The following is a 25,427-nucleotide window of genomic DNA, read 5'->3' as shown; positions in this document are numbered from 1 at the left end:
GTCCCCGTGCTGAGTCTCGTGACCTTCCTGCCGCTGCTGGTGTGCGTGGCGCTGCTGCTCTGGCCGCGCGCCCTGCCCGACCGGGCGTGCGTCCGGGTGTGGATCGCCGCCGCTGCCGCCGACCTTGCCCTGGTCGTCGCCCTGTGGGCGGGCTTCGACGCGGGCGGCGGGATGCAGTACGAGCAGCGGATGCGCTGGATCCCCAGCGCCGGGGTCGGCTACCACGTGGGTGTGGACGGGCTGTCCCTGCCCCTGGTGGCGCTGACCTGCCTGCTGTTCCTGGCCGTTGCCGTGTACTCGTTGCGCGAGACCCGACGGGTGCGTTCCTACGTATGCCTGTTCCTCTTCCTCCAGACCGTCAGCCTGGGTCTGTTCGTCGCCCTGGACCTGATCCTCTTCTTCGTCTTCTTCGACCTGTCCATCGTCGGCATGTTCTTCGTCATCGCCGGCTGGGGCCACGGGGAACGCGCCCGGGCTGCGGCGCTGAAGTTCTTCCTCTACACCTTCATCGGCTCCCTCGCCCTGCTGCTCGGTTTCATCGGCCTGTACCTCGCCGCCGCCCCGCACACCTTCGACATCACCGACCTGACCCGCAGCAACCCCCTGGCCGGCCGCGGCCTGTACGCCGGCCTGGTGCTCCTGGCGATCGGTGTCGGCCTGGCGGTCAAGACCCCGACGGTGCCGTTCCACACCTGGCTGCCGCCCGCCCACACCGACGCTCCCGCCGCCGGCTCGGCGATCCTCGCCGGAGTCCTGCTGAAGATGGGCACCTACGGATTCGTCCGCATCGCCATGCCCCTGCTGCCCGGCTCGTGGCGCCACTACGCCCTGGTCGTCGTCGTCATCGGCGCGCTCTCCGTCGTCTACGGAGCGCTGGTGGCCCTGGGCCAGACCGACTTCAAACGGATGATCGCCTACACGTCGGTCAATCACATGGGCTACATCGTCCTCGCCGTCGGAGCCGCCGGAACCCTGGCCGGCAGCGATGTCCAGGCCCGCTCGCTGGCGGTGACCGGCGCGGTCACCCAGATGGTCAGCCACGGGCTGATCACCGGGGCGCTGTTCCTGCTCACCGGAGTGCTCCACGACCGCGGGCAGACCTATGCCATGGACGCCTACTCGGGACTGGCCGCGCACACCCCCCGCTTCGCCGGCGTCACCGCGGTCGCCGCCTTCGCCAGCCTCGGCATCCCCGGGTTCTCCGGCTTCGTCGCCGAATTCCAGATCCTCACCGGCTCGCTCGCCTCCCAGACGATCGCCACCGCCATCGCCGTGACCGGCATCCTCCTCACCGCCGCTCTGTTCCTGCGCGCCCTGCGCACCATGTTCCTCGGCCACCCGCGCCTGCCGCCGACCGTCCCCGCCGGAGGCATCACCGACCTGCGCACCAGCGAGGCGGTCCCGACCGTGACCCTGATGTCCGTGGCCCTGCTCATCGGCGTCGCGCCGCGCTGGCTGCTGGACGTCATCGAACCAGCCGGCCGCGCCGTGACCGGGTTGGTGGCACGGTGAACGAAAGCCTGACCGCACTACTGCCCGAAACCACCCTGCTCGGCGCCGCGGTCATCGGTTTGCTCGCCGGTTCGTGGCTGCCGCGCCGCCGCCAGTGGATCGTCGCGCTCCTGGCAGTCGCCGCTTGCGCGGCCGGCCTGGTGGCCACCGCCGTCACCATGGCCACCGACCGTGAACAGCTCGTCTTCTCCGACGCGTTCGCGGTCGACGCCGCCACCGGGATGGGCCGCCTCATCGTCCTGACAGCCCTGCTGCTGGTCCTCGGCATGTCCGTCGAATCCGTCCGAGGTCACCGACGGGAGACCGAGTACTGGGTGCTGCTGCTCATGACCGGCGCCGGCACTCTCGCCTTGATCGGCGCCAACGACCTGCTGATGCTGTTCGCCGCCTACCTGCTGGCCGGCATCCCCGCCTACGCACTCGCCGGCTTCGCCAAGGACGCCTCGGGCACCGAAGCCGCCCTGAAGTACTACCTGATGGGCGCCCTGCTCGGCACCACCATGCTCGCCGGTACCGCCCTCCTGTACGGCGCCGGCCACGCCACGCTCTACCGGGAGCTGGACGCCGGCCTGTCCACGGCCCCCTACGGACTCGTCGCCGTGGGACTCGTCGGTGTCCTGGCCGGACTGCTGTTCAAGATCGGAGCCGTCCCGGCCCACCACTGGGTGCCCGACGTCACCGAAGGCGCTCCCACGCCCGTCGCCGCCTATGTCACCACCCTGCCCAAGATCGGCGGCCTGATCGCCGGATACCGCCTCCTCCACCAGGCGCTGCCCGGCACGGACGTCAACTGGCCCCTGCTGCTGGCCGTCCTCGCCGCGATCACCATGACCCTGGGAAACCTCGCCGCGTTCTTCCAGACCTCCGTGAAGCGTCTGCTCGCGTACTCCACCATCAGCCAGGTCGGCTACCTCCTGATGGCCCTGGCCGTCGGCACGCGCAGCGACCTCGCGCAGAAGAGCCTGCTGTTCTACCTGGCCGCCTACGCCGCCACCAACCTCGGCGCCTTCGCCGTCGTCACCGAACTGCCCCACGCCCGCGCCCTCCAGGACTACCGCGGCCTCGCCCGCCGCCGCCCCGGCCTCGCCGCCGTCCTCGTCGTGTGCCTCCTCGGCCTGGTGGGCACCCCGCCCACCGGCGTCTTCCTCGGCAAACTGGAGATCTTCAGCGCGGCCGTCGACGGTGACCGCACCTGGCTCGCCGCCCTCGCGATTGCCAACACCGTCGCCTCCCTCTTCTACTACCTGCGCTGGCTCGTCCCCCTCTTCGCCGCCACCGCCCCCGCACCCCTCCGCGCACAGACCGTCCAGGGCCGCTGGACCGCCGCCACCGCCTACACCGCGGGCGCGCTCTCCCTGGTCCTCGGCCTCGCCGCAGGCGCAGTACTTCCCCTCACCACCGGGCCCCTCCTCCGCTGATGGCGTGGCGGCGATCTCTTGGGTCCCCGACTCGCCGCCGGGCTTCAGCCCGGTACGACCGGCCGACGGCGCCCGGCCGTCGGGAACCGCTCCCGTCACGTAACCCGGCGAGGCGCTCGACGCTGGGTCGATGTATTCCTCACCTGCTCCGACGGCCCTCGGGCCACGGGCCACGGCAGCGCGCGGCACCGGCGCTGGAACCGCGCGACGGCCCATTCGGGTGAAGTGAAACCCGGCCTCACCTCGTCCGCATCTGGGCCCTCGTACCCTGCGAACACCCAGCCACCGAAACGGCTCGACCACCCTTGAGGAACAGCATGCGCCGCATCGTGACCCTGGCACTTGGTGCCCTCGCTCTCGCCGGACTGTTCGCCGGGCCGGCGAACGCCGCTCCCGCCAAACCCGCCGACGTCGTGCCGCTCGGCTGCATCGCGCTGGGGATCGGTTGCCCGCCCGGATTCGGGCCGACCGCGAACTGACCGCGGGAGGACGGCCGTCACCGTCGCCGGCAGGGCGGCCGATGGCAAGCGTCGAGCCCGCGTCGAGCATCCACGTCGTCGCCCGCGTGCACAACGTCGCCCTCGCCGCATGAGCTCACCGGCCGGCCGCCCACTTCGGGCCGCGCGGTCGGAAATTCGGTGTTCCGCCCGCCCCACGAGGGCACAAGATGGTGCGCATGACTTTGGCCACGCCCGTACTGCGCACCGCTCGCCTGGGGCTGCGGCCCTTCACCGAAGCCGACGCGAACCCTCTCTTCGCACTGCACAGCAACACCCACGTGATGCGCTACTGGGACTCCCCACCGTGGACCGACCGGGCCCGCGCCGAGCGCTTCATCACGATGTGCCAGAAGCTGGCGGACGAAGGCACCGGGGCGCGAGTGGCCATCGAGCGTGCATCTGACGGGGCCTTCGTCGGCTGGTGCGTTCTGGCCGAATGGAACCCGGACTACCGCAGCGCCTCGTTGGGCTACTGCCTCGACGAAGCGATGTGGGGCCATGGCTACGCGACGGAGGCCGCACACGCCTTGCTGCAGTGGGCCTTCGACACACTGGACGTGAACCGAGTCCAGGCCGAGACCGATACGCGCAACCTGGCATCCGCCCGGGTCCTGGAGAAAATCGGATTCGTGCGTGAAGGAACGCTGAGGGAAAACTGTGTCGTGAACGGCGAGGTCTCCGACTCCTGGGTGTTCGGGTTGATCAGGCGGGACTGGCGACCGTCGGCCGTGGCGACTCCGGCCCGCTGAGGGGGCGTTGAGTGCGCCGGCGGTGACGACTCCGTCCGGGTCGGGTGAGGCCGCCTTGACGACGAGACGCCTCGAACGGAACACGTGGCAGGCCCGGCGCAGGGCTTCCGTGACCGCCCGTCACTGCGGCCGCGGGCGCACCGAGTCCATGCGGCGACTGGAGCCCTGCGGCGATGCGGTCCCGGCACGGGGTACCGGGACCGCAGCGCCGCGTTCAGTCAGGCAGGAGACAGGGGCACCGACTACGGCCGGGAACTCCCGCGGACCTGGACCTCCGCCAGGGACAGCGGGTTCGTGGCGGACTCGAGCTGCACGCGCACATAGCGGCCCGTTGTTCCGGCCGGCAGTGCCACGTGTGACGGCCTGCCCGCCTGCCCCGAGACCCGTACGGCCGTCACCCCCGCCGCGCCCCGGGCCTCGCCGAGGCTGTCCGCGGTGATGGGGGAGTCGGACGTCAGGACCCAGAAGTCGGAGAGCCGGTCCGAGCAGCAGTCGGTGCGGTTCCAGATGTCGACGCCGCTCAAATCGGCCTTCGCGCCGAGGTCGACCTGCCACCAGGCCTGGTCGGAGGGCTCCGCGGTGTGCGTGACCGAGCCCGAGCCGAAGGCACCGTCCGTGTTGCCGTCGACGGCGCGCGAGGCCGGGGCGTCCCACGCGGTGGACTTCTGCGTGGCGGTCTTGCCGAGGGCCAGGTTCTCCGGGGCGACCTTCACACGCACCGTCGTGGTGCTGGTCATGCCCGCGTGCCGCAGCGTGAGGGGCAGTTCGTAGGTGCCGGGCTCCGCCGACTTCGGCGGGGTCACCGTGAACGGGATCCTGGTGTCCGCGCCGGGGGCCTGCGGGGGAACAGCGGCCGTGCCCGGCTTGACCGTCCAGCCCTCGGGCGCGCCGAAGGCCACCTTCGTGAGGGGTGCCTCCTGCCGTGAGGTGTTGGTGACGGTGAGCGTGCCGTCCGCGGACCGGCCCGGGTTCAACTCCTTCGGCAGCTCGGTGCGGGTGCGGGCCAGGCTGCGCACGCCCGGGGTCTCGATCTTGAAGACGTAGGCGTACTCGCCGGTCTCGGCGGGGGTGTCCACCACGACCCGCCCCTGGTCGTCCCTGTGCCACGTGAGCGGCCCCGCGTCGGAGCCGAGCAGCGAAATGCGGGTCGTCTTCCTCACGGGGGTGTCCGCGCCGAGCGTCAGATGCTCACCGGGCCACTTCAGGGCGGTCGCGTAGAGGGCGCCGTCCTTCACCGTGTAGCGGATGTCGTCGTCCGACGTGGGCTCCTCGGCGTGGTGCCAGTACGTCGTGCCGTACACGGCCTCGCCGTTGGTCTTCAGCCAGGTGCCGATGTCCCGCAGGCGCCGCTGCTGGAGTTCGGGGATCGTGCCGTCGCCGCGCGGGCCGATGTCGAGGAGGAGGTTTCCGTTCTTGCTGACGATGTCGCTGAGCGAGTCGACGAGCTGGTCGGAGGTGAGGTAGTCCTCCTCCGGCTCGTTCTGGTTGTAGCCGTAGGAGTGGGCTATGCCGCGGCTGGCCTCCCACTTGTTCGGGTCGATCTCCGACTTGACCGTGTACTCGGGGGTCTGGAAGTCGAGTTCGGTGGAGTCGAGGGCGCCCGTGTCGATCTTGCAGCGGTTGGCGACGGCCATTTCCTTCGGATGCTCCCGGTTCTTCGCCCGGTTGTAGTAGTGGGCGAGGACGGGGGCGGTCTTCCAGTACGAGGCGGGCTTCTCCCACTGCCCGTCGCACCACATCAGGTCCGGGTCGTACTGGTCGATCAGCTCCCGCATCTGCGGCGCCATGTAGTCGGCGACGTAGTCCTCGACCGCGGGTGCCCCCGTGTACGGGACGGTGGCGCCGGTGTACGGATTGGTGACGGGCCGGCCGGTGTACGACGGGTTGTTCCACTCGTAGAGCGAGTAGTAGAAGCCGGCCTTGAGACCCTTCTCCTTGCGTGCCGCCTTGAAGAGGTCGCCCGCCAGGTCGCGGCGCGGGCCCATGTCGACGGTGTCGCGCCCGCTCACCTTCGAGTCCCACAGGGCCACGCCCTCATGGTGCTTGCAGGTCAGTACGAAGTACTTGGCGCCGGCGTCCTTGAAGAGCTTCACCCAGGCGTCCGGGTCGTACTTCTCGGCCTTCCACTGCCCGATGAAGTCGTCGTAGTTCGCGCCTGTCCCGTACGTGTCTCTGTGGTGCCTGTTGGTGGGGCTGCCCGCGTTGTTCATGTACGCCCAGTACCACTCGGCGTAGCTGCCGCGCGGGCCCCAGGCGGGCACCGAGTAGGCGCCCCAGTGGATGAAGATGCCGAACTTGTCGTCGTTGAACCAGTCCGGCGTCGGATGGCTGTTGAGGGAGTCGGGCGTGGGCTCGTAGTCCGGCGACGTCCGGGCACCCGCGGGGGCCGAAGGGACATCCTCGGCGGCCACGGACCCGCCCGTCGCGGGCAGGCCGAGCAGGGTCGTGCAGGCCGCCACGACGAGCGCCGTACGACGCCACGTGCGTGCCGAGGAACGGTGTCCGTGCCGTGTCACTTGGTGTCCTTCCCGAGCTGTTCGGCCACCTGGCGGCCGGTCAGGGCGACGTCCCAGGTGGTGAGTTCGTCGAGGTCGCCGCGCAGGCTCGCCTTCTCCGTGCCGATCGAGCGCAGTGGCAGCGGTATCGACGCGCCGACCGTGCCGACGCGCTCGCCGTCCGCGTACAGCGTGGTGTGGCCCGGGGTTGCGACCCAGGTCAGCCGGGTCCACTGGTTCAGGGGCAACGTGTAGTCGAAGGAGTGGTCGGCGGTGCCGTACTTCGTGAAGCCGACCTTGCCCGTGCCGTACTGCATGAGCTTGAGCGCGCCCGCCTTCGAGCTCAGCAGGACCTGGTCGGGGGTGCGGGAGGTCGGGCGGACCGAGACCGAGACCGTCCACGGCTCGGCCACGTCGAGCCCGCCGAAGCCCACCCCGTCGCGGTCCGAGTCGAAGCGCCAGGCCTGACCGCTCACGCCTTCCACCGGCGTCGGGTTGTTGATGATGTAGGACGTGCCCGGCAGGTCACCCGCGGTGTCCTCGGCGAAGATCGTGTTGCCGGGGCTGCCCGCGTACGTCCAGCCCTTCGGATACGCGGCTGTGTCGAACGTCCAGTGGTGGCTGGGCCGGCCGTCGGTGACGCGGGGCCGCACGGGCGCCGGAGTGACGCCGGGAGGGTCGCCGAGGCGGGATGCGCGGGCCCGGAAGTCGGCGAGGGTGTCCGGGGTCGCGGTGCCGTTCCATGCGCGGTCGGCGAGGATCGCGCGGGGACCGGCCATCGACTGCTCGAAGTACGCGTCGTCCGCCCAGAAGTTGTAGTCGGCCCAGTTGGTCAGGCCGGAGCCGAGCATGTCGGGCGTCGTGCCGACGGCCCAGGAGTCGTACATCCAGGACTCGTTCGGGTACAGGTGGTGGTAGTTGTTCGGGGTGTCGTAGAACGGCCCGATGGCGATCTCGTCGTGACCCGCCACGGCGGGCTCGGCGCCCGTGCCCTCCCAGGTGAGGAAGACGACCGGGCCGTGGACGGTCTGCTGGGGGGCGGAGAGGTGCTCGGAGCCGTTGTAGACGGCGGTGCGCCTGCCGTGTGAGGCGATCACGTCGTCAAGGGTGTTGATGTACCGGTTGAGGAGGTCGCCCAGTGTCGACACGTCGGGTGAGGCGGCCAGGTATTCCTGCACACGGGGGCAGTCGGCGAGCCGGCCCGGTACCTCTTCGCCGCCGATCGAGAACAGCGGCGCGTCGAACCAGCCGGCGAACTCGTCGACGATCTCCTTCGTCTTCGCCACCGCCTTGTCGCTGGTCATGTCGATGATCCAGTCGGCGGTGAGGTGGGAGTGGGTGTGCGCCTGCGTGCAGGGGTTCGGCCCCGAGCCGAAGCCGATGCCGAACGCACCGCTGATCGCCGTCGCGTGGCCGGGCACTTCCAGGCCCGGCATCAACTGCACGTGGTGGCGGGCCGCGAAGGCCTTCAGATGCTCGATGTCGGCGCGGCTGTAGCTGTGGTCGGGGTCGGCGAGGCCCGGGAACTTCGGGCTGTAGAGGCGGAAGCCCTCCGACTCGGAGAGGTGCAGCATGAGCGTGTTGAGCTTCTGGTCGCCCATCCTGCGGATCAGGTTCTCCAGGTACGGGATCCTCCAGTACTTGCGGCCCGCGTCCAGGTGGACCATGCGGATCGGCTGCGTGGGGACGTCGGTCGCGCGCGCCCGGGGGAGCGTGCGGTGGTCTTCGGCGGTGGAGCGCAGGAGCTGGAGCAGGGTGCGGGTGCCGTAGAAGAGGCCGTGCGTGGAGGCGGCCCGGATGCGCACGGCGCCGTCCGCGCTGTCGAACCGGTAGCCCTCGGCGCCGAGTTCGCGGTCGTCGGCGAGCGCGAGCACGATGTCGCCGGGGCCCGCGTGCGCGATGTCGCTCTCGACCCTCGGACGCACGCCCGCGATCTGCCCGATCTCGGTACGCACCTGCGTGGCGAGCTGCTGCACGGTCTGCCGGGCCGGGCCGGGGAACTCGGCGCGGCCGGACGGCAGAGCGGTCTCGGCACGGGCGCCCGGGTCGACCAGGAGGCGGGTGCGGGCGGTGAGCGCGGTGGTGCCGCCGAGCGACGTCCAGTCGGTGGGGCGCGGGACCACGGAGGGCTGCCCGGCGAGCGGGCCGGGACCCGGCTCACCGGGCTGGGCTGCGGACGCCGGGACTACAGATCCGATGAATCCGCTGATGATGGCTAGGACGAACAGCAGGGATGACGCCGTTCTTCGCACTGTGGCCTCCAGGATCAATGGCGCGGATGTGGGGACCATAGAGGGGAGGTGCGGGGGTAGCAAGAGTGCGCGTACGGGAATGGAGAGACCCGCCTCGGGAAGGTGCGAGGGGAGTCGTGAATTCGAGGAGGCCATAGAGGTCGGATGTATGGACTCCGGCGCCGGGCGATGTCCGCGACGCCCGGCTCGTCGATCGTGGCGCCCAGCGGCCGGCCGCTGGGGCGCGGGCGGACCGGTGGCGCTCAGTGTCGGCGGCCTGCTCGCCGACAGGCGAGGGCCTGCCCGAGCGAGCCGCCCAGTGGCGTGGGGCCGTCGACGGTCCTTCCCGGGCCGTGGGACCCGAGGGTCAGCGACTGACGCTGCCGCCGACCGGGCCGCGCGCGGATCTCCTCGTTTCTGCTCACTGCCGCGTCCAGCTCCCCTCCTCGGCCGAGAGCGCGTTGTCGAGAAGGGGGACGTGCAGGTCAGGCCGGTCCGGTGCCGCGCTCCAAGCGCCCGAGCCCGCTGAGGCGGGCCAGGGCGGCGAAGCCGTCGTCGGTGCCGGGCCAATGCGCGCGGACGGCGTCGATGCCGGCTCGGCGGACGACGGAACGCAAGGTCAAGGCGACGATGATGGCGTCGTCGGCATAGCCGATGACCGGCAGGAAGTCGGGAATCAGGTCGATGGGCAGCGCCAGGTAGACCATCAGCGCGCCGAGGCGGCCCCGTACGCCGCGGGGCAGCGTCTTGTCCGCGGCGAGGCCGCGCAGCAGGCGGATCAGGTCCGGCAGGAGGCGTACGGCTTCGGCAAGCAGGGCACCTTTGGGCCGGACCACGAGCAAGGCGATCACGAAGGCCAGCCAGGTGGCCAGCAGGCCGGATGCGACCGCAAGGAGGACGTTTCCCATGTGATGCTCCGTCACTCGACTGCGTGCAGCTTCGCCGACGGGGGCAGAGCACTGCTCGCGGCCTGGCCGGGATGAGCGCCTGCCTGGGCGGCGATGGCGGCGTCCTCGAAGGCGGCCAGCGCCGTGCGGCACCGCTCGACCGCTTCCCGGGCCACAGCCGCGCCCGGCGCGCCGAAGTAGTCGCGGGCGGCGATCTTGGCGAGCCACTTGTCGAACCGCTCCAGGTCCGCCTCGGACTCCTCGACCTCGGCGTAGGTGGCCTTGCCGCGGGCGGTCTCCTTCTCCAGCTCGGCGAGCAGCTCGGGGGCGCGCTCCACCACCTCGCCGTACTCGGTGTCGCGTTCGGCGTTGAAATCGGCCACGAGCCGCGCGTACTCGGCGGGATCGGTGACGTCCACGGTGAGCTGGCGCGCGGTGCCGCCGTCGGCTCGTACGGAGGTGAGGAGGCGGCCGACCTGGCGGCGTACGGGGGCGCGATCGGGCAGCAGGCACACGGACTGCTGGAGGTAGAGCGCACCAAGAGAGCGAAGCTTGCGCCAGACCCGTACGCGGGTGGCCGGCGGAGCGTCGGCCGTGCTGACGGTCACCAGCAGGAACCGGTCCTGGGGTACCGGCATCTCAGTGCTCATGTAACGACCGTAACATATAGCTGAAACGTAGAGCACGGTCCCGAAGGCGGCCCCTGGGTTCAGATTCGGACCCCGTGGTGTGCCGGGGCCATGTGGTCGGTGAACCAGTCACGGGCGAGGTGGGTGACCCGCTCCAGGGCGCCGGGTTCCTCGAAGAGGTGGGTGGCGCCGGGGACGATCGCGAGTTCGCTCTCGCACCGCAGGCGGGACTGAGCGTCGTGGTTGAGACCGAGTACGACTCGGTCGTGGCCGCCGACGATGAGCAGGGTGGGGGCGGTCACCGCCGACAGTCGTGGTCCGGCGAGGTCGGGCCTGCCGCCACGGGAGACGACCGCGGCGATCCGGGCCTGCGGCTCGGCGGCGGCCCAGAGCGCGGCGGCGGCGCCGGTGCTCGCGCCGAAGTACCCGATGGCCGCCCCCTGCGCCTCGGGCCGCCCGCGCAGCCATCCGGTGGCGTCCGAGAGCCGCCGGGCGAGCAGGCCCGTGTCGAAGACATTGGCCCGGTCCAGCGCCTCTTCCTCGGTGAGCAGGTCGAACAGCAGAGTGCCGAGACCGGCCCGGTTCAGGCCGGCCGCGACGAACCGGTTGCGCGGACTGTGCCGACTGCTGCCGCTGCCGTGCACGAACACCACGATCCCGAGCGCGCCCTCGGGCACCGTCAGACGCCCCTGCAGCACCAGCGGACCCGCGCGCACATCCACCTCCCGATCCTCGGGCGCCGCCTGCCCCGTCGGAGTGCGGCGGGCGCTCACCGGGCGGGCGAACGCCTCCTCCAGGCAGGCCACGACCTCGTCGTCGTCGGTCTGGGAGAAGTCGGCGTAGAACTGCCCGATCGCATAGAAGTGCCACGGCGTGTGCGGGCACACCAGCTCGTCTGCGTCCGCACCCAGCCGCGCGGTCCAGCCGTGCGGGGCCACGGGAACCGCCAGCACGACCCGTGCGGCCCCGCGAGCACGGGCGATCCGACAAGCCGCACGTGCCGTCGAACCGGTGGCGACCCCGTCGTCGACAACCAGTACCGTGCGGCCCGCCAGGGTCGTCGGCTCCCGCCTGCCCCGGTAGTGCCGTGCACGGCTTTCGAGCGCCTCCCGCTCGCCTGCCTCGACCTCGGCCAACTCGTGCGGGGTGACACGCGCGGCGCGCACCACCTCGTCGTTGATCACGCGGACGCCGCCTTCGCCGATCGCCCCCATGCCCAGCTCCGGCCGGAACGGCACACCCAGTTTGCGTACCAGGCAGACGTCCAGCGGCGCGCCCAGCGCCTTGGCGACCTCCGCGGCGACCGGGACGCCTCCTCGGGGCAGCCCCAGCACCACGACGTCGGCACCCTTGAAACGCTTCAGACGGGAAGCCAGCTGTCGGCCGGCATCCCTACGATCCAGGAAGAACACGATCCGGCCTCCTCGCCGGGGGACGCGGCAACTCGGTGTGCAAGTGGCCCGTACTTCCATCCTCACCCCGGGGGAGAACGAATGCGTACCCCTGGGGAAGGCGCTCCTCGTCGAGGTAGGACCACCCGGCCCCAAGCCCGGCGCCACGCTCGTCGAACGCCGCAAGGCGGCGCGCGCCGCCGCCGGCGCCGTCGAGATCACGGCGATGCCGTGGAACGCGCCGCAGCTCGATACCTCAACGAGGTCTACGTCATGTGCGCTGCCAGGCGCGCAGGGGCCGCAGTGTGAGCGTGCCGTCGGGCCCGCCCTCGATGCGGGTGTCGAATGTGCGGCTGTGTCTGTCGAGGACGGCACGCAGCCACTCGGTGTCCTCGGGGGAGGCGTGCTCCAGCCGCATCCTGCGTGCCCGCAGGGGCACCAACCGCGCGTCGACCAGCCTGCCGGTGCCCGCCTCCACCGAGACCAGGTACAGCACCCGCAGGTCGTCCCGGTAGCGTCCGTAGCCGCCGATGCCCTCGTAGTCGTCCACGAGGTCGCCGCAGCCGTACAGGACGAGCCTGTCCCGGAACACTTCCAGCGGGCGCGGGTGGTGCGAGGAATGTCCGTGCACGACGTCCACGCCCGCGTCGACGAGCGCATGGGCGAAGCGGACCTCGGAGCGGGAGACGCCGTAGCCCCAATTGGGGCCCCAGTGGACCGAGGCGACCGCGATGTCCCGCGGCCGCTTGACCTGCCGAAGACGATCGGCGAATGCGGACGCCGCGGCCAATGAAGGCTCCGCGACGACATCGACGCCGCCCCGGTGCCCAGTGGCGGCCCAGTCCGTCGGGATCCCACTGGACGGCATCCCGAAGGAGAAGATCAGCACACGCCCGCCGCCTCCCAGCGGGACGATCGCCGGCTGTCTCGCCCGCACCTCGTCCCGGCCCGCCCCCGCCGTGCGCAGCCCCGCGTCCGCCAGGGCGTCGAGCGTCTCATGGAGGCCGCGTGGGCCGAAGTCGAGCACATGGTTGTTCGCCAGGGCGCAGACGTCCGGCAGGGCCGCGGCCAGGCACGGCAGGTTGGCCGGGCTCATCCGGTAGTGGACGCCCTTGCCCGGCGCGAAATCGCCGTCGCTGGTGACGGAGGTCTCCAGATTGACCAGCCGCACGTCCGGCGCGGCGTGGGCCAGGACCGGCAGCGCCTCACCCCACGGCCAGCGGAAGTCGACCGGCCGGGGGATCGGCCCGTTCGCTCTCTCGGCCAGGTCGACGTAGGCACGGGCGTCACGGACGTACTCCTCCCGCAGCGCCGGGTCACCGGGGTGCGGGAGGATCTGATCGACGCCCCGGCCGAGCATCACGTCCCCGCCGAGGAACAGGGTGACCGTGCCTGCGTGCACCCTCCTACGCTAAAGCCGTCGCGGGCGCTGCGCGAAGGGGCCGCGTGACGGGGCGCGAAGCGGCTGTGCGGGCGCCGTGGGCGTGCACGGGCGTCGCCTCTCCGGCGGGTCGCGCTGTAGCGGGCAGAGCATCACCGGTCGTGTTGAAGCGCCGGCAGCGGCCGTCTGTTGGGCGTCGAACTGCTGCTCGCCCTCGGGGACGCTCCCCGGCACTGGTGACGGACGTGATCGGGCGCGGGGAGGTCACAGCCCGGCGGCGTGGTCCGGTACCCATGTCTGGTGCTCCCTCGGCGGCCGGGTGTATCCGGAAGGCGGGGGCCGCTCGGGCAGCTCCAGTGCGGGCGGTGGCACATCGCGGTAGGAGACGGAGTCCAGCAGGTGGGCGATCATGTTGAGCCGGGCGCGCCGCTTGTCGTCGCTCTCCACCACGTACCACGGGGACTCCGGGATGTCGGTGGCCTCCATCATCTCGTCCTTGGCCCGCGAGTACGCCTCCCACCGGGTGATCGACTCCAGGTCCATGGGGGACAGCTTCCAGCGCTTCAGGGGATCCGTCAGGCGGCGCCGGAAGCGCCTCTGCTGCTCGACGTCGCTCACCGAGAACCAGTATTTGCGCAGCAGGAATCCGTCCTCGACGAGCATGCGTTCGAAGATGGGGCAGTGCCGCAGGAAACGCCGGTGCTCCTCCTCGGTGCAGAAGCCCATGACGCGCTCGACACCCGCGCGGTTGTACCAGCTCCGGTCGAAGAGCACGATTTCCCCGCCCGCCGGCAGATGCTCGACGTATCGCTGGAAGTACCACTGGGTGCGCTCGCGTTCGGTGGGCTTGGGCAGCGCCGCGATCCTGGCCACTCGCGGGTTGAGGTGCTCCGTGACTCTCCTGATCGTCCCGCCCTTGCCGGCCGCGTCCCGTCCCTCGAACACCACGATCAGGCGCACGCCCTCCGCCCGCACCCACTCCTGAAGCTTCACCAGCTCCGTCTGCAGCCGGAGCAGCTCCTTCTCGTACGTCTCGCGCGGAAGCTTCGTCGCCTTACCATCCGCCATGCAGCCTCCCGGCCCACGCCACACTCCGGTGTGCCCCGTGCCTGCACGGTACTGGTCGGCCGGGTGCCGCGCACGCGCGTGTCGCCGACGGGCGCGCAGTGTGAGCGCGGCGGAGCGGCGACGCGGCATGTGGCCGCCTGGGACGTGTGGTCCCGACGAGGTCAAGGGCCTGCCTCCTCCGCTTCCCGCGTGTCGAATCCTTCGCGTGCGCGTTCGATGGCGGGCATGTTCTCCGAAGCCCAGGCCAGCAGCACGTCGATGGGGTGTCTCAGGGTCTTGCCGAGGGGGGTGATCCGGTACCTGACCGCCACGGGGCGGGTGGAGACGACCTCGCGCTCGATCACGCCATTGCGTTCGAGCCGCCGGAGCGTCGAGGTCAGCGATTTCTGCGTGACCTGGGGGATGGCCCGGCGCAGCTCGTTGAAGCGGCACGAGCGTTCGCAGAGCTCGTTGAGGACGCTGAGCGACCACTTGTCGAGGACCTGGTCGAGCAGCTCGCGGTGCGGGGCTTCGATGCGGAGTTCGTCGGCGGTATCCATGGCGAAACCTGGTCTCGTTGAAGTGTCCTTCTTGCACTAAGTAGCTTACGGATACCTAGTCGGGAGGAGAGAAACCCATGTCTGTTCAGCACTTCACCCCGGAAGGCATGCTGCAGCCGGTCCCGTACCACCACGTCGCCGTGGGCACCGGGAGGACGCACGTTCACGTCAGCGGCCAGGTTGCCCGCCAGGCCGACGGGACCCCGGTCGCGCCCGGTGATCTGGCCGGACAGGTCGCCCAGGCGCTGCGCAACACGGCCGTCGGGCTGGAGGGTGCGGGCGCGTCGTTCGCGGACGTGCTGCGTCTGACCTTCTACGTGACCCGGTGGAGCCCGGAGAGGATCGGCGACCTCATGGCGGGCGTCGAGGGCGTCGCCGAGGAGATCGGCCTCCGGCTTCCCATGCCGCCGGCCTCCCTCATCGGCGTCGAGTACCTCTTCGAGCCGGACGTCCTCGTCGAGGTCGAGGCGACCGCACTCCTGGACTGAGCCCTTCTGGAGGGGCCCCGCCCGCTCGGCCCGATGGCGCTGCCGCGCGAGCTTCGAAGAGAACCCTGACGGCGGGAGGCATCGTGTGCCAGAGGTCCGGGTCGTGAGACGGCGCCCGCCGGGGCCTGGCCGGTCGGCCCGCAGGGGAGTCGGGCCATCGGGCTCAGCCGTTCTCCGAGGGTGTCGATGACGGACTCGCTCCCTCGTCGGCGCCAGGGCGGCCGGCGGTGGGGCAGGCGCCGTCCGTAACCGTGGCGGACAGATCGACGGTCGCGGGGAGGAGCTCGTTGCCGGGAGTCTTGAGAGTCGTGGTGACGTGCATGCAGACGGCGATGCCTTGGCTGGTGACTTCGTAGTCACCGGCGTTGCTGTCGCTGTCGGGCTTCGAAACGCGTGTCACCGAAGGCGTGATCCCATGCTGTGGCCCCTTGCCCGACTCGTCGATGAGCTGGGCGATGTGGGCCTCGAGGGGCGCGTCGGCGAACTTCGACTGTTCACCCAGCTCCACGGCTGCCCGCTGAACCGCCTCTTTGAGGTCGTCCTTGTCCCAGTGCGTCTGGGCGTACAGCCAATACCATCCGATCAGTCCGGCCGCCAGGAACAACAGCAGCACCCACGCCCAAGGCGGGACGCGGATCTCTGCCTTCGGACGCCGCGGCTTCGGCAGGGCCGTGACGCTGCCCCGGTGCCAGAGGGGGCGAGGCGGAGCAGAGGCGCCGGGGTCTGTCCACGAGGCGGCCGGCCGCCCGGTCGCAGGTGCAGGGCGAGGCGCGGTCGAATCAGGAGGACGCACCAGGACGAGGTCGCCGGCGTTGTTGACCACCCGGCGCTGAGGCCGCGGCATGTCGCGCACTGCGAGATCGCGTCGTACCTCGTCGAAGAGGTCGTCCAGGGTCAGCGCCACCGGCCCCCGCAGGGCGGCAAGCAGAGCGCCGGTGAATGCCGTGTGCGTCGCGCCTTCGGGCGCGTAGGCGACGGCGTTCGCCGAGGTGGAGGCGAGCGTGTACGTGCCGGCGACGTCGATCTGCCCGGCGACCGTGCTGTGCCCGCTCGTCATCGCCTCGATGGCTCGTCCGGAGAAGCAGCAGTCCAGCACCAGCACGCGGATCGCCGCCGGGCTGTCGAGCAGCTCCTCCCGCAAGGTTTCGAACGGCAGCGCGGTCCAGCGGATGTCTGCTGCATCGGTGCGCGGTAACGCGAGGTGGAGCCTGCCCCGGTCGTCCACCAGGCCGTGCCCGCCGTAGTACACGAACAACAGGTCGGTCGCTTCCGCGGCGGCGCGGGCGAGGAGGGTACCCACCTCGCCCGCGCTGGCGGGATCGGCTGCGGTGACGCAATGGTCCGCCGGCAGGGAGCCGGTGGCCGGATCGGTGAGCACCTGCCGCAGGTCCGCGAGGTTGGCGCCGATGGCGGGCAGACCAGGCAGCCCGGATCCGTCGGCGTGGGTGCTGGTGCCGATGAGAACGGCGCGCGAGCGGTCCGGGTCCGGCAACCGCGTCACTGCGGATTTCCCTCTCCTTCGTCGCTGTTGAGCATGCGCTCGACATCCCGCGCGAGCGCATGCGGGTCGACACCCCTGGCGTCCACTTCCACGGTGCGGCCGTCTTGCGTGCTCACGGTGATCCGCATGTCCGCGCGTCGCTGACCGATCCAGGTGGACAGGCAGTTGGCGAGCACCGCGCCCATACCTCCGGACCCGACGGCCACCGCGAGCGCGTCCAGCGCTCCGCCCATCTCCCCGGGAGCAGGCGGGGACTGGACCGCCCGTACCCTGCCCCGCAGTCCGTCCTCATGACGTAACCAGTCCCTCAGGGAACGCAGTTCGTCTTCCGAACCTGATACGCGCAACCACAGTTCCCGTTCGTCTTCGCTCATCACGGTTCCATCCTGGCCCATATTCCGTACCGTCAGTCCCGGATGCCCGGAAAACTGAGCGACGCTGGAGGTGGTGCCGACCTGGCACCTCTGGGACTGCCTGCGGGTTACATGCTCCCTGGATGTCTGAGCCAGGATTCTGAGGCCGACACGACGGACGCCAGATCATCAATTCCAAGGGGGTCAGCGCTGTCCGAGGGCCGATTGACAGAGACGCGTGGCCGGCGTTCGCGTGGGGCATCGTCGGCTTCAGGGGTGCTGCAGTCGATTACAGTGACGCGATGTTCGAAGGAAAGCTGGTAAGGCTGCGTGCGCTGCGCTCCGAGGATGCGGAGCATCATCTTCAGTGGCGCAACGACCTGGAGGTGGTGCGCTGGGCCACGGCCGGCGACCCGTCTTTCGGCCCGGTCACGGCGGAGGCGATCGGTCTCGGCTTCGAGACCATGCTGCGCCTGAACCCGAGGGAGTCGGCCGTGTTCACGGTCGAGGACCTGGCGAGCGGAAGCGTGATCGGCATGGCCGATTATCGGGACCTGGACCCGTATGCCGGCGTGGCCACGCTGGGAGTGACCATCGGCGAGCGGGACTTCTGGGGTCGCGGCCACGGTAGTGACGCGCTGCGCCTGCTCGTGGACCACTTGTTCGGTGCGTATTGCCTCAGCCGGCTGGAGCTGGATACGTGGAGCGGCAACGAGCGTGCCGTGCGCGCCTTCACCAGGCTGGGCTTCCGTGAGGAGGGCCGCCGCCGGTCGGCCGTGCTGGTGGACGGGAAGCGCTACGACAGCGTGCTCTTCGGGATGCTCCGCGAGGAGTGGGCGAACGTCGGTTGACTTGTGGTGGGTCGGGGTGAAGTGACGGTCCTCTTCGGCCATGCAGAGTGCCCCGCATGCGCCGGCGTCTTCGACATCGCGGAAGCGCACACCACCGGCGGCGTCTGCGACCCCGGAGACCGCGCCGTCGGCGAGGACGGTTCGCCGCCGTCGGCGAGCCGCGGGAGCCGAGCGGCAGCACCTCCAGTAGCGGCAGCACTGCGCCGCCCGCGCCGACGAAACTCGCCGCGCCGGCCGGAGCCGGCCGACCCGGTGCCGCGAGGCCACGCCGCTGCTCAGCGCCCGTTCGGCCGGATGCGTGGTGACGCCCGGCGGGTCGGCACATGCCCGACGGGACGGCCGGGATGCCGGTCGGCCCACCAGCGGCGTCACCACGTCACATCCGTACTGTCAGTCGCGGAACGACCCCAGCTTCCAGACCTTGGCGCTGTCCAGGCGGGCGGAGCCGCCCTCGGCGAAGAGCCGGACTCCGTCGCTGCCCGGGCTCGGGAAGATCTGGTCGGTGATCACGGCCTCGCCGTCCCCGCCGAACACCTCGACGGAGGACCAGTCGACCAGGATCCGGAGCGTGACCTTGCCGTTCTTCGCCTTCAGCGGTGCGCGCTGGACGCCGGGGAAGTCGCTGTGGAAGTCGACCGCGCCCGACCGCGTCCGGTCGACGTACAACTCCTCGGTCCCGGTGTCGTAGCCGATGACCGTCTCCTGCCCCTCTCCCGTGCGGACCGTGAACCCGAACCGCTCCGCGTCGCCCGGCGAGAACGTGGCCCGGATGTCGAGCGCCTTGCCGTCCGCACGGCCCCCTGCCAGTGGCGCGGAGCCTCGCGCGATCCCGACGCCGCGTACGGCGACCGCTGAACCGGCGTACAGCGACTCGACCGTGGACACCGGCTGCTGCGTCAACCGGAGCCGGCCGTTCACCGTGCGCAGCGCCATCTCGCGCGGGATGCTCTGCGCGCTGCGCCAGGGCGAGGTCGGGATGTCGTTGCCGTACTGCCAGTTGTTCATCCAGCCGATCATGCGGCGCTTGCCGTCCGGGGCGCCTTCCCAGGAGACGGCCGCGTAGTAGTCCTTGCCGTGGTCGACCCAGGAAGCCCTCTGGACGCTCGGGGTCGCCGGCTGGTCGGCGGCGACGAAGTGGTCGGCCAGGATGTGGCCCCAGCCGCCCTTGTTCATGTCGACGATCTGAAGGGTGGCCTGCTCGCCCCGGTGCGCGCGGAGGTCGAAGGAGGCCCAGTCGAGACTTCCGCTGTCCGCGCCGGTCACGCTCTGGACGACCTCGCCGTCGATGAGGAGGTTGACCGCGGTCTCGGTCGAACGGGGCCGGGCCGGGGTGTCGGACTGCATCACCTGGTCGAGCAGGATGTGGCCCCAGCCACCGGTGTTCTGGTCGACGACCTCGATGTGCGCGGCCCTGCCGGCGAGGTCGGCGACGTCCCAGGTGGCCCAGTTGAGCTCCTCCGAGTCGGAGCCGGTGGCGCTGCGTACGGTCTTGCCGTCGACGACGAGCCGGACGGCGGTGGGTGTGGCGGAGCCGGAGGGGTGATTGCCGCCGCCGACGAGGAAGTTGATGTGCTTGGCCGTGATGGTGAACTCGGGCGAGGTGAGGGTGCCGGTGGTGGCGTCGCCGTCGAGGAAGCTGTTCACCAGGCCGTCTCCGTCGTGGCCGGAGACGGGGTTCTGCCCGGGGAGCGTGCCGCGTGCGGGGCCGTCGCCGAAAGCGGTGCCCGTGGTGGTCCAGGAGCCGTAACCGTCCTGCTCGAAGTCGGCGAGGACCTCTCCCTCGGGCGCGGTGGGGGCGCCCATCACCGAGCCCGGGACGTGGGGGTGACGGCCGCCGGCCACCTTGAAGTTGAGATACGGGCTGTCGACCGTGAAGGGCGGTGAGGTGAGGGTGCCCGTCTCGGCGTCGCTGGTGTGGAAGCTGTCGACGAACCACTGGCCTTCGAAGCCGCTCGTGCCCGACGTGCCGGGCGCCGGTGCCGGCACCGGTCCGCTGCCGAAGGCGGTGCCGGTCGTCTGCCAGGTGCCGTAGTCGGCCCCCTCGAAGTCCTGCACCACCAGGCCGGGCGGTGGGGTGTAGGAGCCGTCGTCGTCGGGTGTGAACCGCGTGCCGTCGAAGTCGCCCACGAAGTACTGGGCGGCCGAACCACCGGCGATGCCCCCGGGGTTGATGTTCACGACGAGCACCCACTTGATCCGCTTGGAGTCGCCGTCGACGGGCAGCGGGAACAGGTCCGGGCACTCCCAGACACCGCCCACCGCGTTCTGCGGGCCGAAGTCGCTCAGATGCGTCCAGCTCTTGAGGTCCTTGGACGAGTAGAACCGGACCTTGTGCTCGGTGGACAGCGACACCGTCATGAGCCAGCTCCTGGTGGGCGCGTACCACTGGACCTTGGGGTCGCGGAACTCCTTCGACCCGATGTCGAGCACGGGGTTCCCGGCGTACTTGGTCCAGGTGCGTCCGCGGTCGGTGCTGTACGCGAGGGACTGGGCCTGCCGCCCGTCGTCCTTGGAGTGGCTGGTGTAGACGGCCACCATCGCCGGGTTCTCCTTGGTGCCGAAGCCCGTGGTGTTGTCGTGGTCGACGACGGCGCTGCCGGAGAAGGCCATCTCCTCGTCGTCGTGGGGGAGGGCGAGGGGCAGCTCCTCCCAGTGCACCAGGTCCTTGCTGACGGCGTGGCCCCAGGACATGTTGCCCCAGGTGTTGCCGCTCGGGTTGTACTGGTAGAAGAGGTGGTACTCACCCGCGTACCAGATCAGTCCGTTGGGATCGTTCATCCAGTTCTTCGCGGGGCTGAAGTGGAACTGCGGGCGATACGTCTCCGTGTACGGCCGGCTGTCCTCCGCCGACGCCTGCGGGGCGACGGTGGTGACGGCGAGCGCGCAGGCCGCGGCCGCCGCGGCGGCGATGCGCAGCGGTCCGCGACGGCGTGGGACTCGGCTCATGGTTCCTCCTGCACTGGGGGCGGCGGCGACGTGTCCGCGTCCGCTGCGGTCGCACGACGCCGGGGGATGCACCGTGCCGGGCGGTGGGGGCGGCCCGGAAAACGAAATGTCATCGATGACATGTGACAGCGATGACATCCGCTGCGGAGTGATGATGAGCGGGCGGCGGGTGGCGCGTCAATGGTCGCGACGCGGTCCTTCGGGCATACGGCTCAGCAGCCGGCGCGTCCGGCGGTGGACGCCGGCAGGCGCAGCCGCGCGGCCCACGGCGGGTTCGGACCGGCGACACCGCAGGTCAGCGCCGCCACCCGGGAGGCGAAGGCGCAGGCCTCGAAGACATCGTCGGCCCGTAGCTCCTTCAGCCTCCCGCCGAGGAGCCCCTGCGTGCCGAGGTGGTGCAGGAGACCCGCCGTGAAGGAGTCACCGGCGCCGACGGTGTCGACGACCTCGGTCCGGGGTGCCGGTACGGCGACCCGCTCGCCGTTGAGCGAGGCGACCGCGCCGCGTTCGCCTCGGGTGATCACGACGAGCGGGACGCCTTCCGCGTGCCAGGCGTCGCAGGCTCGCTCGATCGTGCACTCGGGCAGCAGCAGCTCCAGGTCGTCCTCGCTCAGCCGGAGGATGTCCGTGAACGCGCACCAGCGCGGCAGCCGTTCACGGTAGACCTCCGGTGCCACGAGCAGCGGCCGGACGTTCGGGTCGACGGAGATCGTGGCCGAGGCCGAGGCGCTCGCGAGGAAGTCCTCCACGGCCGTGCCGCCGGGTTCACGGACGAGGGCCAGGGAGCCCGAGTGCAGGCAGGCGGTGGAGGAGAGGTCCGCCGCCGCGAGTTCGTCCGCCGTCCACTGCCAGTCCGCGGTGCCCCGCGCGTGGAAGGAGTACACCGCCTGGCCCCGGTCGTCGAGCTCGGCGACGGCCAGCGTGCTGGGCTCGGGCGCGCGCACGGCGCCCGTGAGGTCGACGCCCGAGGCGTCGAGGTGGGCGCGGAACAGCCGGCCGAAGACGTCGTCCGAGAGCCGCGCCAGGAAACGGGCGGGCGTGCCGAGCCGGGCAAGCGCCACGGCCGTGTTCGCCGGGCCGCCGCCCGGCAGGACCCGCAGGGCGAGTTCGCCCGGCGCGGGCGCGGGGGCGGTGAAGGCGTCGGCGACGCATTCGCCGAGGACGGTGACGAGAGGCGGGCGCATGGGTGTTTCCCTCCGGGTGGGCAGTGCGAGAAGGCCGGGTGTGCCACAAGGGACCTTGAGGTGGCTCACGTGTGCCGGGGTCCTCCGGGTGAGGGCCGATCGGTCTCCGTTGCCGTTTTGTGACGGGGGCAAGGCATTGACGTTTCCGGGTGATGGAGTTCATCATCCTCCGCAAGCGGTGTCAACGATGACATGAGTCAACGCTGACACCGCCTCCGCAGCCTTCGACAGCAGCGGTCTCTTCGCGCCGCGTCCCACCGGCCGGCGCGGCCGCTCCGCCCTCGTCCCGCAGGAGATCAGCCATGCCTCGCACACGCACCGTTCGCGCCTCGACCGGGCTCACCGCCCTCGCCGCCGCCTCCGCGCTGGCCCTGACGGCCTGCGGCTCCGGCGCGCAGGGAGGGTCCGGTGACGGCGGGGTGAAGGTCGGTCTGATCACCAAGACGGACACCAACCCCTTCTTCGTGAAGATGAAGGAGGGGGCCGAGCGGGCCGCAAAGGACAACGGCGTCGAACTCATCAGCGCGGCAGGGAAGTTCGACGGCGACAACGCGGGCCAGGTCACCGCGATCGAGAACATGGTCAACTCCGGGGTGAAGGGCATCCTCATCACCCCCAACGACTCCAAGGCGATCGTCCCCGCCCTCGAGAAGGCGCGCGCCAAGGGCGTGCTGGTCATCGCGCTCGACAGCCCGACCGAGCCGCAGGACGCCACCGACGCCCTGTTCGCCACCGACAACGTCAAGGCGGGGGAGCTCATCGGCCGGTATGCCAAGGCCGCGATGGCCGGCAAGGAGGCCAAGATCGCCACCTTGGACCTCGCTCCCGGCGTCGCGGTCGGTATGCAGCGCCACCAGGGCTTCCTCAAGGGCTTCGGCGTCCAGGAGGGCGATCCGGCGGTCGTCTGCTCGCAGGACACCGGCGGTGACCAGGCCAAGGGCCAGACCGCGATGGAGAACTGCCTCCAGAAGTCCCCTGACATCAACGTCGTCTACACGATCAACGAACCGGCCGCGCTGGGTGCTTACACCGCGCTGAAGGCCAAGGGCCTGGAGAAGAAGGTGCTGATCGTCTCCGTCGACGGCGGCTGCACCGGCACGAAGGCCGTCAAGGAAGGCCAGATCGCGGCCACCTCGCAGCAGTACCCGCTGAAGATGGCGTCCGAGGGCGTCAAGGCCGTCGTCGCGTTCGCCGAGAACGGCAAGAAGACCTCCGGCTACACCGACACCGGCGTCACGCTCATCACCGACACCGCCCAGGCGGGCGTCGACGCGAAGGACACGGCATACGGCCTGGAGAACTGCTGGGGCTGACGAGCCCCCGGCCGGCCGTTCCCGCGGCCGGCCGGTCCGGCCGCAACCGCCCTGCCCTGGGGGCGGACCGGCCATACCCCGGCGCAGACCCGCTCCGCGCCCCTCTCCGAGCACCCTCCCCGGCGATCATCGACAACCGGCAAGGACCCTCATGACTGCGACAACCCTGCCCTACGACCAGCTGAAAGGACCGACGGCGGTCCGCCGGCTGCTCACCGCACCGACCACAGGCCCACTCGCCGCCCTCCTCCTCGCCTGCCTCTTCTTCTCGCTGACGACCGAGCAGTTCCTCTCCGGAGGCAACTTCTCGCTGATCGTCCAGCAGGTCATGGTCGTGGGCACGCTGGCCATCGGCCAGACCCTGATCATCCTCACCGCCGGCATCGATCTCTCCTGCGGTGCCGTCATGGCGTTCGGCAGCATCGTCATCGCCAAGGCGGCCGCCGAGGGCGGACTGCCGCCACTCGTGGCGATCACCCTCGGTCTCGCCGTCTGCGCGGGCTTCGGCCTGGCCAACGGCCTGCTCGTGCAGATGATCCCGCTCCCGCCCTTCATCGTCACCCTCGGCATGCTGAACGTGGCGTTCGCCCTGACCCACATCTACTCCGAGGAGCAGACCGTCACCGACCTCCCGGGGCCGCTGACCGCCCTCGGACAGACGTTCCCGCTCGGCAACACCGACATCACGTACGGCTCACTCGTCACCATCGCCCTCTTCCTGCTCTTCGCCTACGCGCTCAGCGGCACCTCCTGGGGCCGGCACGTGTACGCGCTGGGCAACAGCCCCGAGGCCGCCCGTCTCAACGGCATCCGCACCTCCCGGCTGACCATCGGTATCTACACCCTGGCCGGACTCGTCTACGGAATCGCCGCCCTGCTCCTGATCTCGCGCACCGGCGTCGGCGACCCGCAGGCCGGACAGACCGACAACCTGGACAGCATCACCGCCGTCGTCCTCGGCGGCACCAGCCTCTTCGGCGGCCGGGGCGCCGTCCTCGGCACCTTCATCGGCGTCCTCATCGTCGGTGTGTTCCGCAACGGCCTCCAGCTCATGGGCGTCGCCTCGATCTACCAGACACTGATCACCGGCGCGCTCGTGATCCTGGCCGTGACCGTCGACCAGATCTCCCGGAGGAAGGCACGATGACCACCGAGTCCGTCACACCCGTGCTCCAGGCCCGAGGCCTGGTCAAGCGGTACGGCCACGTCACCGCCATCGACGGCGCCGACTTCGACCTGCTGCCCGGCGAGGTCCTCGCCGTCATCGGCGACAACGGCGCCGGCAAGACCAGCCTGATCAAGGCCCTCACCGGCGCGCTCACCCCGGACGAGGGCGAGATCCGGCTGAACGGCGAACCCATCAGGTTCAACGGCCCGCAGAGCGCCCGGAAGCACGGCATCGAGACCGTCTACCAGGACCTGGCCGTCGCCGCCTCCATGGACATCGCCTCCAACATGTTCCTGGGGCGCGAACTGCGCCGGCCGGGCTTCCTCGGCAGCGCGCTGCGCATGCTGGACAAGAAGCGCATGCGCCAGGAGGCGGCGGCACACATGGCCGACCTCAAGATCGGGCTGCGGTCGCTGACCCAGCCGGTGGAGACCCTCTCCGGCGGCCAGCGCCAGGCCGTGGCGGTCGCCCGGTCCGTCGCCTGGGCCAAGAGCGTCGTCGTGATGGACGAGCCCACCGCCGCCCTCGGCGTCAAGGAGTCCGGCCAGGTCCTCGACCTGATACGCCGGGTCCGCGACAAGGGCATGCCCGTGGTCCTGATCAGCCACAACATGCCGCACGTCTTCGAGATCGCCGACCGCATCCACATCCACCGCCTCGGCCGCCGTGAGGCGCTGATCAAACCGTCCGACCACTCCATGGCGGAGGTCGTCGCAATCATGACGGGGGCTCTCAGGGTGAACGACGACGGAGGTACCGTGGTCGCCGACGCGGATGCTGCCGAGGCAGCGGGAATATCCGCCCACTGAACAGCCGTATGGAC

At 70.7% G+C, this 25,427-nt stretch carries 21 protein-coding genes; 9 read left to right on the top strand and 12 right to left on the bottom strand.

The genetic code is table 11. The features are described from left to right. The first annotated feature begins 6 nt into the window (after positions 1-6). The 4 genes from ACH499_RS14330 (at position 7) to ACH499_RS14315 (ending at position 4,179) form a co-directional block, all read left to right on the top strand. Positions 7-1,512, top strand: coding sequence for a NuoM family protein (locus ACH499_RS14330; RefSeq protein ID WP_399015785.1), 1,506 nt, complete (start codon positions 7-9; stop codon positions 1,510-1,512). Then, on the top strand, positions 1,509-2,930 hold the full coding sequence (locus ACH499_RS14325; RefSeq protein ID WP_399015783.1) for an NADH-quinone oxidoreductase subunit N: 1,422 nt from the start codon (positions 1,509-1,511) through the stop codon (positions 2,928-2,930). The genes ACH499_RS14330 and ACH499_RS14325 overlap by 4 nt, the downstream gene beginning before the upstream one ends. 317 nt (positions 2,931-3,247) lie before the next feature. Next, positions 3,248-3,409 carry a hypothetical protein gene (locus ACH499_RS14320; protein ID WP_399015781.1) on the top strand — a complete coding sequence of 54 codons (162 nt, stop codon included), beginning with the start codon at positions 3,248-3,250 and terminating at the stop codon, positions 3,407-3,409. A gap of 197 nt (positions 3,410-3,606) precedes the next feature. Beyond that, a complete protein-coding gene (locus ACH499_RS14315; protein WP_356202649.1) occupies positions 3,607-4,179 on the top strand; it encodes a GNAT family protein in 573 nt (190 codons plus the stop codon). Between the two features lie 242 nt (positions 4,180-4,421). Here ACH499_RS14315 and ACH499_RS14310 read toward each other — a convergent pair whose 3' ends face one another. The 8 genes from ACH499_RS14310 to ACH499_RS14275 all read right to left on the bottom strand — a co-directional run bounded on the left by ACH499_RS14310 (position 4,422) and on the right by ACH499_RS14275 (position 14,800). Further along, positions 4,422-6,695 carry an alpha-L-fucosidase gene (locus tag ACH499_RS14310; protein WP_399015779.1) on the bottom strand — a complete coding sequence of 758 codons (2,274 nt, stop codon included), beginning with the start codon at positions 6,693-6,695 and terminating at the stop codon, positions 4,422-4,424. Beyond that, positions 6,692-8,797 (bottom strand): family 20 glycosylhydrolase, encoded by a 2,106-nt coding sequence (locus ACH499_RS14305; protein WP_399015777.1) that lies wholly within the window; start codon positions 8,795-8,797, stop codon positions 6,692-6,694. The genes ACH499_RS14310 and ACH499_RS14305 overlap by 4 nt, the downstream gene beginning before the upstream one ends. Positions 8,798-9,390: 593 nt before the next feature. Beyond that, positions 9,391-9,813: a YkvA family protein gene (locus ACH499_RS14300; RefSeq protein WP_399015775.1), complete on the bottom strand. Its 423-nt coding sequence runs from the start codon at positions 9,811-9,813 to the stop codon at positions 9,391-9,393. An 11-nt stretch (positions 9,814-9,824) separates the two neighbouring features. Continuing rightward, positions 9,825-10,442, bottom strand: coding sequence for a Chromate resistance protein ChrB (locus ACH499_RS14295; RefSeq protein WP_399015774.1), 618 nt, complete (start codon positions 10,440-10,442; stop codon positions 9,825-9,827). A gap of 59 nt (positions 10,443-10,501) precedes the next feature. Continuing rightward, positions 10,502-11,833, bottom strand: a complete 1,332-nt coding sequence (locus tag ACH499_RS14290; RefSeq protein WP_399015772.1) for a phosphoribosyltransferase family protein — start codon at positions 11,831-11,833, stop codon at positions 10,502-10,504. A gap of 250 nt (positions 11,834-12,083) precedes the next feature. Further along, a complete protein-coding gene (locus ACH499_RS14285; protein ID WP_399015770.1) occupies positions 12,084-13,214 on the bottom strand; it encodes a CapA family protein in 1,131 nt (376 codons plus the stop codon). Between the two features lie 243 nt (positions 13,215-13,457). Continuing rightward, positions 13,458-14,261 (bottom strand): polyphosphate kinase 2, encoded by an 804-nt coding sequence (gene ppk2, locus ACH499_RS14280; protein WP_399015768.1) that lies wholly within the window; start codon positions 14,259-14,261, stop codon positions 13,458-13,460. Between the two features lie 161 nt (positions 14,262-14,422). Further along, the gene (locus tag ACH499_RS14275) at positions 14,423-14,800 is read right to left on the bottom strand and encodes a helix-turn-helix domain-containing protein (protein ID WP_356205855.1); all 378 of its coding nucleotides are present in this window, start codon (positions 14,798-14,800) and stop codon (positions 14,423-14,425) included. A 77-nt stretch (positions 14,801-14,877) separates the two neighbouring features. Here ACH499_RS14275 and ACH499_RS14270 point away from each other — a divergent pair, with 77 nt between their 5' ends. After that, positions 14,878-15,288, top strand: a complete 411-nt coding sequence (locus ACH499_RS14270) for a Rid family hydrolase (protein WP_356205856.1) — start codon at positions 14,878-14,880, stop codon at positions 15,286-15,288. 163 nt (positions 15,289-15,451) lie between these two features. On the opposite strand, the gene ACH499_RS14265 is transcribed toward ACH499_RS14270, so the two are convergent. Both ACH499_RS14265 and ACH499_RS14260 read right to left on the bottom strand, forming a co-directional pair. Further along, positions 15,452-16,789: a caspase domain-containing protein gene (locus ACH499_RS14265; RefSeq protein ID WP_399015766.1), complete on the bottom strand. Its 1,338-nt coding sequence runs from the start codon at positions 16,787-16,789 to the stop codon at positions 15,452-15,454. After that, positions 16,786-17,163 (bottom strand): hypothetical protein, encoded by a 378-nt coding sequence (locus ACH499_RS14260; RefSeq protein WP_399015764.1) that lies wholly within the window; start codon positions 17,161-17,163, stop codon positions 16,786-16,788. Before ACH499_RS14260 ends, ACH499_RS14265 begins: the two co-directional genes overlap by 4 nt. Positions 17,164-17,444: 281 nt before the next feature. Between ACH499_RS14260 and ACH499_RS14255 the strand changes: the two genes are divergently transcribed. Further along, the gene (locus ACH499_RS14255; protein ID WP_399015762.1) at positions 17,445-17,993 is read left to right on the top strand and encodes a GNAT family N-acetyltransferase; all 549 of its coding nucleotides are present in this window, start codon (positions 17,445-17,447) and stop codon (positions 17,991-17,993) included. A 390-nt stretch (positions 17,994-18,383) separates the two neighbouring features. Here ACH499_RS14255 and ACH499_RS14250 read toward each other — a convergent pair whose 3' ends face one another. Both ACH499_RS14250 and ACH499_RS14245 read right to left on the bottom strand, forming a co-directional pair. Continuing rightward, on the bottom strand, positions 18,384-20,939 hold the full coding sequence (locus tag ACH499_RS14250) for a GH32 C-terminal domain-containing protein (RefSeq protein WP_399015760.1): 2,556 nt from the start codon (positions 20,937-20,939) through the stop codon (positions 18,384-18,386). A gap of 212 nt (positions 20,940-21,151) precedes the next feature. Continuing rightward, the gene (locus ACH499_RS14245) at positions 21,152-22,123 is read right to left on the bottom strand and encodes a carbohydrate kinase (RefSeq protein WP_399015757.1); all 972 of its coding nucleotides are present in this window, start codon (positions 22,121-22,123) and stop codon (positions 21,152-21,154) included. Positions 22,124-22,425: 302 nt separating this feature from the next. On the opposite strand from ACH499_RS14245, the gene ACH499_RS14240 reads away from it, so the two are divergent. The 3 genes from ACH499_RS14240 (at position 22,426) to ACH499_RS14230 (ending at position 25,413) form a co-directional block, all read left to right on the top strand. After that, positions 22,426-23,436 (top strand): sugar ABC transporter substrate-binding protein, encoded by a 1,011-nt coding sequence (locus tag ACH499_RS14240; protein ID WP_399015755.1) that lies wholly within the window; start codon positions 22,426-22,428, stop codon positions 23,434-23,436. Positions 23,437-23,587: 151 nt separating this feature from the next. Next, entirely contained in the window at positions 23,588-24,583 is a 996-nt protein-coding gene (locus ACH499_RS14235; RefSeq protein ID WP_356205863.1) for an ABC transporter permease, read from the top strand. Then, complete coding sequence (locus ACH499_RS14230) at positions 24,580-25,413, top strand: ATP-binding cassette domain-containing protein (protein WP_356205864.1); 834 nt, start codon at positions 24,580-24,582, stop codon at positions 25,411-25,413. Before ACH499_RS14235 ends, ACH499_RS14230 begins: the two co-directional genes overlap by 4 nt. Positions 25,414-25,427 lie beyond the last annotated feature (14 nt).

This window comes from Streptomyces sp. NPDC018947, from assembly GCF_044390505.1.
GTDB lineage: Bacteria > Actinomycetota > Actinomycetes > Streptomycetales > Streptomycetaceae > Streptomyces.
This window is presented reverse-complemented; position numbering and strand designations above follow the sequence as displayed.